The sequence below is a fragment of the Clostridium sp. genome, from assembly GCF_036643715.1.
Taxonomy (GTDB): domain Bacteria; phylum Bacillota; class Clostridia; order Clostridiales; family Clostridiaceae; genus Clostridium.
The window spans coordinates 33926-47369 of sequence record NZ_JAVXRL010000010.1 but is presented as its reverse complement, the minus strand read 5'-3'; the positions used below and the strand labels follow the sequence as shown (position 1 = coordinate 47369).

Here is a 13444-nt window from a genome sequence, read left to right as displayed (position 1 = left end):
CCCTTACACCTCTTTACATGGAAGTTTTACAACTACCATTGCTCCTTTCATCTCACTTGTTTCAACTTTAATCCCATAGTCTTCCCCATATGCTATTACAATTCTCTCATTAGCATTTGTTACTCCAATAGATGCTCCATCATAAAGCCTATTTTTTAATTTATAATTTAAGTCATACATTTTTTCTTCAGTAATACCATTACCGTTGTCTTCAATTGTAATAACTATATTATCATCTTCTTTTTTAATATTTAATTTTAGTAAATTATCTTCTCTATCTAATCTAATGCCGTGTACAAAATAATTTTCTATTAATGGCTGCATTGTAAATTTCAATATTTGTTTATCTAGTAATTCATCATCACAGTTTACTTCGAAAGTAAATTTATCTTCATATCTAAACTTAAATATTTCAATATACTTAGTGCAATATTCTAGTTCATTTCTTATTGTTATAACATTATTATCCTTAACTTGTTTTCTAAATAAGAATGCTAAATGATATAACATCTTTCCGACATCTTTATCACCATTGCATATAGCTTTCATTCTTATAGATTCTAGCGTGTTATATAAGAAATGTGGATTTATTTGATTTTGGAGTGCAATCATCTCAGCTTTCTTCTGATCTATCTCTGCTAAGTAACTCTTCTCAATATATTTATTTAGTTCAGTACACATATCATTAAAGTTTTCTGATATATAATTTATCTCATCATTTTCTCCTGTTACTGGTATATTTACATTAAAGTCTCCATTTTTAACTTTTTCCATAGCAACTAAAATATTATCAGTTCTATCACTAAATTTTCTAAGCTTAATTAATACTATTGCTTGTGATATAACTAATAACAGTATGTCCACAAATATTATAGAGTTATAAAACCCATCTGGAACTTTATTTAAATCTTTCTCTGGTATTTTTGCTATCGTAGTTAAATTAGCTATACCAGATATTCTATTTACATAATAATCCTTTTCAAGTTTTACTTCACCTCTATCTTTTAATATTTTAGGAAAATATTCATAGTATTTATATTCATAATCACCATTTGAATCGTATACAATAAACCCATCTTCATCTAAAACCATAACTTCATGACCATTTTCATATTTTTTTATAACATCTTTAATTTTATCAAGATTATATGTTAAAACCATTACGCCTTCCCCTTTAAGGTTTGAAGGATTTCTGATTTCCGTAAGAAAGCTTATTCTATTTTTTTCACATACAACATTTGTAAAATTCCGCTCTCTTATTATATTTAGATTATTTAACTTCTTAACTGATATTTGATTTAACCTGTTAAATGAACTTTCTTCAGCTCTACTATAACTTATAAATGTTATATCTTCTAAACTCAAATTTGAAGAAAAGGATGACCTTGTGAAATTTTCTATACCATTATAAAAATAATCATTTCCATCTGAAAATCTATCTAACTTCTTTTTTAAATAAGACACCTTGTCCATATTTAAAAAATCTATAACATCGTATACTATGTATGAATTGTTATACATCGATTCAACAATGAGTTTATTAGAATTATTTATTTTATTAAGTTCATCGTTTACATCATAAGCAACTTTTTCATTTATATATGATTTATTTTCCTTGTTGCTAGTTGTAACACGTTTTATGAAAAACACATCCAAAGCACCTATTAAGAAAACTATCACTAATATATAAATAATGAATAACCTTTTATATATCATTGACTTTTTAATAGACATAATTTAACACCTCTTATAAATTTTATCTATATATATTTAACCATACTAATTGTTTTATTAAAAGATTATAGCATGTAATATTTTATAGATTTCTTGTAATTTTTCTATATTTTTCTATAAAAAGTACATAAAAGTTTGAATTTAATCATTATTTAAATTATACTATGCCTATAATTAGTAAACATTTTCAAAGGGGTGTATTTTATGCAAGATATATTTAATTTAGACAAAATTTTTGATACTTTTAACTATATATTTTGGTTCTTCGTATTGAATTTCTTCTTTATGCTATTAAATATTCCGGTAATTTGGTTCTTTATTTTTGTTGGTATTAGTAATTTATTTTCATACTTTCCATTATTTTTAGTATGTTTAATTCCTACAGTACCAGCTTTCACTATACTACTATACTGTATGGGTAAACTTATTCGCACTAGAAATCTTGAACTTATAACTGATTTTGTTAAAGGGTTTAAATTAAATTTTAAACAAGCTTTATTATTGTGGATCGGAGAATTAATTATAATATTTACACTATATTCTAATATTCAATTTTTCTCTAACGTAGTACCAAATACTATTTTAACTTGTTTATTTGCAGGATTACTTATCTTATTAATTGCTATAACACCTTTTATTTATATACTTATGAGTAGATTCTCCATGAAGAGTCTTCCATTAATAAGAAGTGCTTTCGTATTAACATTCACTAGACCACTTCTTACAATAACTAACATATTACTATTTGCAATATCATTAATAATATTCGAAGTAGTTCCAGGTACATCAATACTATTTATAATAAGTATATTTGCTTTCTTATTAGTATTCTGTAACAGATTGCTACTATCAGAATTAGAAAATAACTCTAAAGCTAGTAATTAATTATATGAATATACAAAAGCCTAAATTTATTTTTTAGGCTTTTTTTATTGAACAAATTTTGAAATAGATTAAATTATTCTAGAAAGATAGTATAGACATATTTAAATAGTTAATGAAAACATATACAATGCTTTTATAAATATATTTTTAGGAGGAACTTTTATGGATAACAACGTAAATGAAAAATTAGGACTTATTAAAGATACTGTCAAAGAAATCGGACATGACTTATGTAAATCTATAGAAAATGAAAAGTTAAAAACTTTATTTTATAATTGTTTTATAAATACAATAGAGACTACTGTTTCTGTATCAGATGATGATGCTTTCGTAATTACTGGTGATATACCTGCTATGTGGCTTAGAGATTCCACTTCTCAAATAGAGCATTATCTTCCTTTTGTTAAAGAACACCCTTGTTTAAAAGATATATTTACTGGTCTTATAAAGAGACAAGTTAAATGTATTCTTATAGATCCATATGCTAATGCTTTTAATAAAGAAGCTAATGGACAAAAGTGGGATAATGATATAACAAAGGACAGTCCTTGGGTTTGGGAAAGAAAATATGAAATAGATTCTTTATGTTATCCTGTACGTTTAATGTACAAGTACTATAAAGAAAGTGGTGATACATCTTTCTTTAATGATGAAATCAAAAATGTTTTTAATATAATAATTGATCTTTTTAAATGTGAGCAAAATCATTTCGAAGACTCAGATTACTCATTCCAAAGATTAAACTGTTCAGAGACAGATACCCTTTGTAATAATGGTCTTGGAAATCCTGTTTCTTACACTGGTATGACTTGGTCTGGATTTAGACCTAGTGATGATGCTTGTCAGTATGGATACTTAGTTCCATCTAATATGTTTGCAACAGTTGTTTTAGGATACATAGAAGAAATTGCTTCTAATGTTTATAAGGATTTAGAACTTAAGGAAAAAGCTAATGCTTTAAAAGTTCAAATAGAAGAAGGTATTAACAAATTTGGTATAGTTCACAATGAAGAATTCGGTAATATATATGCTTATGAAGTTGATGGTAACGGAAACTATAACTTCATGGATGATGCTAATGTTCCAAGCCTTCTTTCAATCCCATACCTTGATTATAGAGGAATTGATGATGAAATTTACCAAAATACTAGAAGATTTATTTTAACTAAAAATAATCCTTTCTTCTATGAAGGTAGTGTTGCTTCAGGAATTGGAAGTCCTCATACTCCACCTGAATATATATGGCATATTGCACTATCAATGCAAGGTCTTACAACTAATAATAGTGATGAAATTAAGTCATTAATAAATACTTTAATTTCTACTGATGGTGATACTGGATTTATGCATGAAGGATTCTACTGTAATGATTCAAAACAGTTTACAAGAGATTGGTTTGCTTGGTCTAATTCACTATTTGCACACTTCATATATGAAGCTGTTGTAATTAATAAAATTAATTTATAATAGAAACTCCAAGGGCTTAAATCCTTGGAGTTTATTTTTTTATTCTATATTTCCTTTTGCCAATTTCTTTTCATATCTATCATATAAAATTAATGCAATACCACTAAATACTATTGGTCCTGCTATTTGGAATATAGTAGCTACATAATCGCCTGAATCTATTACTGGTTGAATAATAGTAAATATATTTGCGAAAGTTACTGTTGTAACAATAATAACTGTCCAAATTACAGTTGATCTATGAGTTTTAAACATTACGAATGGTTTTTCTATATCTTTATTTTTCTTAAATGATATAAATGCTAATGCAATAAATATATATGGAATGGTCATTGCTACATTACCCATAAGTATTAAGTAATTCAAGAACTTAGAAACTGATTCTCCACCAAATGATGTTATTGCTATAATTGCTATAACTAACGCACATTGTATCATCATTGCATTCTTTGGCATGTTGTTTTTATCAAGTTTAACCCATGATTTAGGCCAGATCCCTTTTGGTGTTCCTTCTATAAGTTGTTTTAATGGGGAATATACTATTGTAACAAAGGCTCCCATTAAAGCTAAGAACATTGAAAGTCCTATAAATCTTGCAAATATGCTGTACAGTGTTTGACATGTACCAGGATCAAGATTAAGCGCCTGTCCTAATGAATATCCTAAGTTACCCATAACAACGTAAGCAACATTTGCCATATTTACTGTCTTATCATTTAATGTTACGTTCCAATTTGTAAATAATCCTACGCAAAGAATTTCAATTGAGTATGCTGATGCTATAACTATAGCTGATATTTTAATTCCTTTTGGGAATGTTTTTGCTGCATCTTTAGTTTGGTCAACTAGTCCACCGATAACTTCTATTCCGCCATATGCAAATATAGCAAATACTAAGAATCCAAGTATACCAAGTGGTGATTGGTATGATGGATTAGGAGATGTAACAAAAGCATCCATATTAATAGGTGTTGCTAACTTAAAGTCATTTAGAGCAAATATTACTATTGAAAGTATAAATAGAATTATATTTGCAAATGCTGAAAAAGCACCACCAATAGAAGTGAACTTCGTTATTTTATCTAACCCTTTTGATGCTGAAAATGTAATTATTATTAATAATATAATTGCAAGTAATGCCATTGTCTTTGGTGCACTTAGTCCAAATATTGATAATGTGGCTGTCTTATCTGCTCCAAATACAAGGTTTGATAATGGAACCCAAATTGATGATGATACTGATACCATCCAAATAATATTTGATGCATACCACATAAATGTAACTATGAACGCATATTTAGGTCCCACTGATTTATCCATCCAAGAATAAATTCCACCTTTTTCTTTTCTAAATGCAGCACCGTATTCTGCCATCATGAAAGCATATGGTATGAAGAATGTTACTGCTGATAATATGTACCATGGAATTGCCGCATATCCCATAAGGTAATACGCCCTTGCTATGTTTGTAAATCCAAATACTGATGTAAAGATCATTAAAATTAAAGAAATAAGTGTAAGTTTTTGATTTTTATTGTCACTCATAATTTTCCCTCCCTGTATATTTTCTATAATTAAACCCACTATACTTTTATGAGCATATTTATACATTTTTATTATATTTTTATACATTTAAAAAGGTTTTTTATTTATATTTAACCATATTTTTATTATAAAAATTCATATTTCTTTAAAAGTTTATTAATAATACATCTTAAATTTATAAATTTCAATTTTTTTTCATATTTCCCATACATATGATTTTAGATTACGTTTTTATTTTCACTGTAGTTGCTTCTTTTATAAAAAAATTCACCATATTACTATGTTCTACTTGTTTGTTGGTAGTTTAAAAAGGCTTTTCTTTGGCTATACTCTAATGAGGTGAATTATATATGTATAATTATAAAAATTGTCCCTTTTGTTCAGATGAAAATTTTATAAAATATGGACGTTATAAAAATATACAACGCTATAAATGCAAGAATTGTAATAAAACTTTTTCCGACTCTACAAATTCTGTATGGTGTAACTCTAAAAAAGCATCTAACTACTGGTATGAGTACTGTTTCCTTATGTTCTCTGGCAATAGCATTCGTGCATGTGCTTCTAAGCTTCATATTAGTATTAGTACATCTTTCAAGTGGAGACATAAAGTGTTAAACAAACTTCCTAACTGTAATGATAATATTTTTCTTTACAACTATACAGGCTTAAAACACATACAATTTCTTGAGAGCTTTAAAGGTCAAAAAGTTCTACCTTTGAATCTAGTTAATGTTCCTAGAAAAAAAGTTTTTGTATCTATTATAATAAATGAAAAAAATATATCTTTTTCGAGAATAATTTCTAAAGGAATGCTTTATCAACCCATTAGTTTTAGCATATTAAATAAGAAAATAAACTATAATTCAAAGGTTATAGGTTTCTCAGATAGATATTCTCCAGCAATTGCTAGAAGATTAAATAAATACTTAATGAATTTAAAAGAATGTTCAGATATAAAGAAAATCAATTTAAAAGATCTTTTATATGCTTTCTCCTCTCAGTTAAAATCGTGGCTTGGTCTTTTTAAAGGGGTTGCAACTAAATATTTAGATGCTTATTTAGATTGGTTTGTTCATGTATTTGAAAACTCATTCGAAAATAAAGTAATGACCTCAAAAATTATAAATGCAATCTTTTGCTCCTAATTTTTTTGTGAACTATTATTGTTTTTCTTTTCTATAAATGAAATAGTACAAGCTTATAGGTATTAATATTTATGTATTTTTTATACATTTATAAGTATTTATAATTCTACAAATTAGGTCTTTTTATTTCACTGTTCAGCATTTTTCTACTTTTCTACTTTTTATATAGCAACATTCAAGTAGAACATTACAATATAGTATTTTTTTATTGACTGAAGTCACTATACAAAAAAACTGACCCTTATAATACTATAAAAGTCAGTTTCCACATATATTAATTAATCAATTCTATAATTCACAAAACCAGTATTCATGTGTTTATTGCTATCTATTAAACTATCAACACTCTTATTATCATTGCACCAATTCATATAATAATTAAATTCGATAAAACCACCTAAAGATGCCTTAAAGTTCGTTTCCCATATATTATTCATTGTCCAAGAATACAGCTCATAGTCCTTAGCAGCTGTATACTTTTCGCTAAATAATTTCTTTGAATTCTCATACTTGAGCTCAGATGTATATATTAAAGAAGAATCTGGCATAGCTATACTCACACCAAAGCTTCCTTCCTTTAACGCAACACCATCTTGTACTAAATAAAAATCACAATTAGTTCCCGGTAACTGATCTTTTTTAGCTTGGATAACACATCCAGTCTTTTCACAAAGTAAATCCATTTTCTCATTATTCAAAGCAAATGGTAGAGTTACATATAAACTTTCTGGATCCCATACACTATCCTTATTAACAATAATATTTACATCAGCTCTTGTAATATCATTGTATATTTTTATTACTACTTCCATCAAACTAGTTCCTTCAAGGTCTAACCTTAAATGTATCTTTCCAAACACATCTCCCATTTCAACTACTTCAACTGAATTAATATTAGGATAATATACTTTTCCATTCTTCCCTCTCATATTTCTACCTAGAACTTGTCTAACTCTATATTGAGCATCAGTAGTTTGTCCATCAGCCTTTGTTATTTCGTATACTGGCATAAACGCTCCAGTCTTTGAATTACTGTCAATTAACTCTATTTTATTTATTTTATCAAACCAACTAATAATTCCTTTATTATCATCCCATTCTATTTTTACATGATTATTTTCATATACACTATTATATTTCTTAATTTCACTTTTATCATCGTACACATATATATCCTCAATTCCTTGACAGCACATCTTCTCATCTTTTATCTTTATGAAATACTCATCATTTAGAACTCTTTTAACAATTAAAGTCCTCTCTTCCTTAGGCTCTAATGTAATAATAAAATTAATATACTTTCCTCTAGGGTGCGCTTCACTTTGAGTTACAAACTCATTTCCTAAGTTATCTACAATTACTTCTTTCAACTCTGAAGTTTCCCAATAATCCAAAGATAATTTAACACATTCTGTAACCTTAGTATCATAAGGGTTTATTACTTTAAACTTAGGTTCTCGGTTTGGCTTTAAACTGCTCATGCCCTTTTTTTCTAATACATTATTATAATTTCTAATAGCTGATTCATGTGCATTAACTGCATAAGAAGCTTTCTTATAATCTAAAAGATTAACAAAACTATTCCATGGGTTTGTTATTGATGATGAATGTCCCCATGTATGTTCTGCATAGAGTGCTAACATATCCTCACATCTTCTAATAAGATTTTTATCACTTAATACTAAATCTTCGTCAATTAACTTAGTAGTTCTTAACAATCTTTGTGCCTCTTTGTATACTTTATTTACATTAGGAGTACTTCCAACACCAAAAGCCCACCAATCTGGCCAATCACCCTTGTATGTTGGTATTTCAGCTTCTGAATCTTCTACTCTTTTAAAGAATTCATCTAACGTAACTGCTTTTACCTCTATTTCTTCTTTAAAATTTTCATTCCACCAATTAATGAACTCTAACACTTCAATATTAGGTGAACCATTATCAGTAGGCAGTCCATGTACAGTTATGGGAACAAAATCGTATTCATAACCTTGTTTTTCAAGCCCTTTTAAATATCTAAACATTCTAATCTTTCCATATTCTTTTAGCTTGTCTCTCGTAAATGTAGCTCCAAGTTCATCTTTATTAATATAAGATCCTGTTGCTGTGTTTACTATGCCAAACTCATTTCCAAAGTGATAATGTTCTCCATTCCAAACTAAAACCTTATTTCCTTTTTTAGTTTCCCAATAAAAAGGAGTTTGTTTCTTAAATAATGGATACATCCCATGATGAGTATGAACACATGATAATAAATTTCTTACCCCGCAATCATAAAGTGCATCTGCATAGCCTTCTCCATATCCATTTATATCAGCAGTCATTGCTGACTTAACGTTAATCCCTATATTATTACAGTATTCAATAGCCTTCATAGTTTGATTTTTTAAAACATCATAATCTATAAGTTCATTGAAATTCAAATAATTAGCTGTAATTTCAATTCCTCCATTTTTAATGCATTGTTCAAATCTAGTTTTCCATGAATCATCTGTATCTTTTAAAAAGCACTCAACACCCCAGAAACTTTCACAAGTCCAAATGAACTCTCCTTCTTTTCCATTTTCTCTTAATAATTCACATATTTCTATTGCCTGTTTTATAAAATTAACATGATATAATTCTATAGTTTCTTGACTTTGCGTATATCCAATATCCGTGTGGGAATGATGGATTAGTAGTACTTCCCACTTCTTATCTAATCTTATTTGTTCCACATAACTCACCTCTTAAAGTTTATATTATAAATTCAAACTCACTATTTTCTTCGTCAATACCTTTGTTAATGTAATCTATTACTACTTCACTATTACTAAAAGTTATATTACATAAATTAAACTTTCCATCTTTGTATTCCATAGTTTCACCATCATCATAATAATGAATTCCAGAAGCCTTTTCTCCATATATTTTATAAGTTACAGTATTTGGTCTTTTTGATACATTCATATATTCTTCCTTGTAAGCTGGTACTATACTTCCCTCTTTTACAAATACTAAAATCTCATCTAATTCACAAGAAAGCTTATATCTCTTATTTCCTTTAAACTTCTCATTAGTTTTATAGTTATACCAGTTCCCTTCTGGAAGGTATACTACTTTGCTTCTTTCACCTTTATACAGTATTGGTGCTACAAGTATACTTTCCCCTAACATAAATTCATCTTTCATATTTTCAACATTTATGTCATTTTGATATTCCATAACAACAGGTCTAAATACAGGTAGTCCTTTTTTATGTGATTCATAAAAAGCATCATATATATATGGAAGCAATTCATATCTTAATTTTATAGCTTCTCTTGAAATATCTTCTGCTCTTTTTCCAAATGCCCAAGGCTCTTGTCTTCTTGTATACATATTAGAATGATTTCTAAATATAGGTAAAAATGTTCCAAGTTCCATCCATCTTATAAATAGTTCTTCCTCTACATCTAATCCAAATCCACCAACATCATTCCCCACAAATGAGAATCCACTTAATCCTAAGTTGCAATTCATTGGAATTGACATTCTCATTTGACTCCAAAGGCTCATATTGTCTCCAGTCCAAACTGATGAATACCTTTGACCACCTGCGTATGTTGCTCTTGTCATTGAGAATTCTCTCTTATTATTATTTAATTCCATCTGTGCTTCATGTGAACATCTACTCATCTCTAATCCATATCTATTATGGAATTCTTTATGCTCAATCATTCCGTAATCACTATTGTGCATACATGAATCAAGCATAGTTTTATGATCATTATTAAATACACAAGGTTCATTCATATCATTCCATATTCCATCAATTTGGTGCTTACTTATAAATTCTTTAAGTTCTGTTTTCCACCATTCTCTACACTTTTCATTTGAGAAATCTGGGAATGCACTATCACCAGGCCAAACAGCTCCAACAAATATCTCACCATCTAACTTTTTAGTGAAATGTCCACCATCTTTCCCCCTATTATATATTCCATAATCATCATCAACTTTAACACCTGGATCTAATATTGTTATAGTTCTTATTCCCTTATCTTTAAGATCCTTTATTAACTTAGTTGCATTATCAAAATGAGGTGTTTTAAAAGTCATAACTCTAAATCCATCCATGTAATCTATATCTAAATACATTACATCTAATGGTATTTGCTTTTCTTCAAATGTTTTAACTATTTCTCTTACTTCTTCTTGAGTAAAATAACTAAATCTATTTTGTTGGTATCCTAAACTCCAAAGAGGTGGCATTTCCATTTTCCCTGTAAGATTTGAATACTCTTTATTAACTTCTTTAATATTATCCCCTAATATGAAGTAATATTGAATTTGCCCTCCAGTTGCTCCAAAAAATACTCTATCCCCATATTGTTTACCCATATCAAAAAAACTTCTAAAACTATTATCAAAAAATATTCCATAAGTATATTGCTCTTTAAGTGCTATATAAAAAGGAATTGTTTTATAATACATTGTTGATTCATCATCAGTTTCAGGATCATCTGTATTATAATTTTCTGTATAACAACCTTTTTTATTTAACTGTCCACCCTTTTCTCCTAGACCATAATAAGCTCTTGCATCATTTATTTTTGATATATAAATAACTCCATCCTCATCTTTAAAAGATGGCTCAAAATCTTCACATATAGTATTCTCTTTTGTATCATAAAATTTAACTTCTGATGTTCTTTTATTTATTGATGTAATTACTCTATTACCTCTAACTAAAATACTTTCTCTTCTTTCTTCTATTTTGAAATAGGTGCCTTCATTTTTCATAATTACTGCATTTGTATCTACTTCCTCTTCATTTTTATCTCCCAAGAAAACCTTTACTATGCAATCATTAAAATAAGTAATTGTTACTTTCATTGAATCAAAATCAACATATAAACTTCCATTATCAACTCTATAACCATTATAAATTCTACTTGCTCCAGAGAAATTTTTAAACTCTTTGTTTAATGTTTCTCTATAATTTAATTGCTTCATACCCTCTCACCTCTTACAATATTTTATATTTTAATAAATTAATAAGGCTGTACTCTAGTAGAATACAACCCAATTTTAACACCTTATTTTAAGGTTTTCATCATATTGTAATTTGCTTTATAATTTACATATACTTTCTCCATAATATATGTAATTAGTCCAATCATCTGCTCAATTCTAAATCCTAAATTTTAAATTCTAAATTCTCAATTCCTAATATCCAAATATCTTATCAAAGCTACGATAACTCCTATTGCACTAATTATTGCTGCAACTATAAATACATAGTCCATTCCATATATAAACACATCTAGTTTTCCTTTTACATAGTTTGATACTTGATATCCTAATTTATAGCTCATCCTATCGTATAAGAGTGTTGTTGCTAAAGTAAATCCATAAACCATTGCTAAATTTCTAAATAAAGAATTTACACTTCCTGCAATACCAAGGCTTTTTTTATCTATCTTTGACATAACAAGAGAGTTATTTGGTGATTTAAACATTCCATTTCCAAGTCCCATAATTCCATTAAATGCTCCTACAACAATTAATGGTGTTCCGTCATGTACTGTTCCCATTAGGAAGAGACCTATTGTTAGTAGAACTAGTCCAATAAGCGATATTAATTTACCATTATATTTATCAGAAAGTGATCCACTAAATGGTGCTGAAATTGACAATGCTAATGGGTATATCATAAGGAACATCCCTGCATCAAATGATGACATATTAAGTGCTTGTTCTAAATAAAATGGAAGTATTATTGTTACGCAACTAATAGATAAAAATGATAAAACAGAACAAAGTATGCTTAATGAAAATAATTTATTTTTAAAAAGCTTTAAATCCAAAACTGGTGATTCTATTGTTTTCTGTAAGTAAATAAATAATACTAATGATATTATTGAAATTAAAAATCCAAGTAATATATATTTATTTGTATATCCCATAAATTCACCTTTAGTAATGGCAATAGTACTTGATACTATAAATATAGAAAATACAATTGTTCCTCTTATATCAATCTTTTCATTAGTAACTTTTTTACTTTTAGATAATATTTTATTTGAAGCAATAAAAGCTACTATTCCTATTGGTATGTTAATCCAAAATATAAGATCCCATCTAATTGATACTAATATACCTCCGATAGCTGGTCCAACCATTACGCCTAATGCAACTGCACTAGCTGATATTCCCATAGCCTTCCCTCTGCCTTCATTAAGGAAGGTAGCTGTTATTATCCCCATACTAGTTGCCATAGTACAAGCTGCACCACACCCTTGGATTATTCTTGATATTATTAATAATGGAAGTGCTTTGGATAATCCACTACATAAAGAACCTATAGTAAATATTAGTACACCAATTTTAAATACAGTACACTTTCCTCTAATATCTCCTATTCTCCCACATAGTAAAACTAATGATGAAATAGTTATAAGATAACTTGTAACTATCCACTGCACTCCAATCATAGAACTATTTAAGTCAGAAGCAATTTTAGGTAGAGCCACATTTACAATACTACCATCAACACATACCATAAAAGTCATAGTAACTACGCATATTAGTATTTTCCACTTATTATCTTCCTGCGTTTTCTTTTCTTTTGTAATCTCCATAATAAACTTCTCCTATAATCAAATTTTATTTAACTTAATTATAGGAAAAATTTATTAACT

8 protein-coding genes and 1 pseudogene are annotated in these 13444 nt (G+C 28.0%); 4 read left to right on the top strand and 5 right to left on the bottom strand.

What is annotated here, in order from left to right:
- Positions 1 to 3 precede the first annotated feature (3 nt).
- Positions 4 to 1734, bottom strand: a complete 1731-nt coding sequence (locus RSF37_RS04830; protein WP_332563265.1) for a cache domain-containing sensor histidine kinase — start codon at positions 1732 to 1734, stop codon at positions 4 to 6.
- A 204-nt stretch (positions 1735 to 1938) separates the two neighbouring features.
- On the opposite strand from RSF37_RS04830, the gene RSF37_RS04825 reads away from it, so the two are divergent.
- Both RSF37_RS04825 and RSF37_RS04820 read left to right on the top strand, forming a co-directional pair.
- Complete coding sequence (locus RSF37_RS04825) at positions 1939 to 2619, top strand: DUF624 domain-containing protein (protein ID WP_332563264.1); 681 nt, start codon at positions 1939 to 1941, stop codon at positions 2617 to 2619.
- A gap of 162 nt (positions 2620 to 2781) precedes the next feature.
- Positions 2782 to 4086, top strand: a complete 1305-nt coding sequence (locus RSF37_RS04820) for a glycoside hydrolase family 125 protein (protein WP_332563263.1) — start codon at positions 2782 to 2784, stop codon at positions 4084 to 4086.
- A gap of 39 nt (positions 4087 to 4125) precedes the next feature.
- On the opposite strand, the gene yjeM is transcribed toward RSF37_RS04820, so the two are convergent.
- A complete protein-coding gene (gene yjeM, locus RSF37_RS04815; RefSeq protein ID WP_332563262.1) occupies positions 4126 to 5631 on the bottom strand; it encodes a glutamate/gamma-aminobutyrate family transporter YjeM in 1506 nt (501 codons plus the stop codon).
- Between the two features lie 350 nt (positions 5632 to 5981).
- Between yjeM and RSF37_RS14770 the strand changes: the two are divergent.
- A pseudogene (locus RSF37_RS14770) lies at positions 5982 to 6083 on the top strand (transposase-like zinc-binding domain-containing protein); the annotation flags it as partial.
- Between the two features lie 159 nt (positions 6084 to 6242).
- Positions 6243 to 6779 (top strand): hypothetical protein, encoded by a 537-nt coding sequence (locus RSF37_RS04810; RefSeq protein ID WP_332563261.1) that lies wholly within the window; start codon positions 6243 to 6245, stop codon positions 6777 to 6779.
- 278 nt (positions 6780 to 7057) lie between these two features.
- On the opposite strand, the gene RSF37_RS04805 is transcribed toward RSF37_RS04810, so the two are convergent.
- The 3 genes from RSF37_RS04805 to RSF37_RS04795 all read right to left on the bottom strand — a co-directional run bounded on the left by RSF37_RS04805 (position 7058) and on the right by RSF37_RS04795 (position 13384).
- A complete protein-coding gene (locus tag RSF37_RS04805; protein WP_332563260.1) occupies positions 7058 to 9496 on the bottom strand; it encodes a glycoside hydrolase family 38 C-terminal domain-containing protein in 2439 nt (812 codons plus the stop codon).
- 19 nt (positions 9497 to 9515) lie between these two features.
- Entirely contained in the window at positions 9516 to 11756 is a 2241-nt protein-coding gene (locus RSF37_RS04800; RefSeq protein ID WP_332563259.1) for a glycoside hydrolase family 31 protein, read from the bottom strand.
- A 206-nt stretch (positions 11757 to 11962) separates the two neighbouring features.
- Positions 11963 to 13384, bottom strand: coding sequence for an MFS transporter (locus RSF37_RS04795; RefSeq protein ID WP_332563258.1), 1422 nt, complete (start codon positions 13382 to 13384; stop codon positions 11963 to 11965).
- Positions 13385 to 13444: the final 60 nt, after the last annotated feature.

Bases quoted from the DNA above. Each gene is read 5' to 3' on its own strand.
- RSF37_RS04825 (WP_332563264.1), top strand. From the start codon at position 1,939: ATGCAAGATATATTTAATTTAGACAAAATTTTTGATACTTTTAACTAT.
- RSF37_RS04795 (WP_332563258.1), bottom strand. From the start codon at position 13,384: ATGGAGATTACAAAAGAAAAGAAAACGCAGGAAGATAATAAGTGGAAA.
- RSF37_RS04830 (WP_332563265.1), bottom strand. From the start codon at position 1,734: ATGTCTATTAAAAAGTCAATGATATATAAAAGGTTATTCATTATTTAT.
- RSF37_RS04820 (WP_332563263.1), top strand. From the start codon at position 2,782: ATGGATAACAACGTAAATGAAAAATTAGGACTTATTAAAGATACTGTC.
- yjeM (WP_332563262.1), bottom strand. From the start codon at position 5,631: ATGAGTGACAATAAAAATCAAAAACTTACACTTATTTCTTTAATTTTA.
- RSF37_RS04800 (WP_332563259.1), bottom strand. From the start codon at position 11,756: ATGAAGCAATTAAATTATAGAGAAACATTAAACAAAGAGTTTAAAAAT.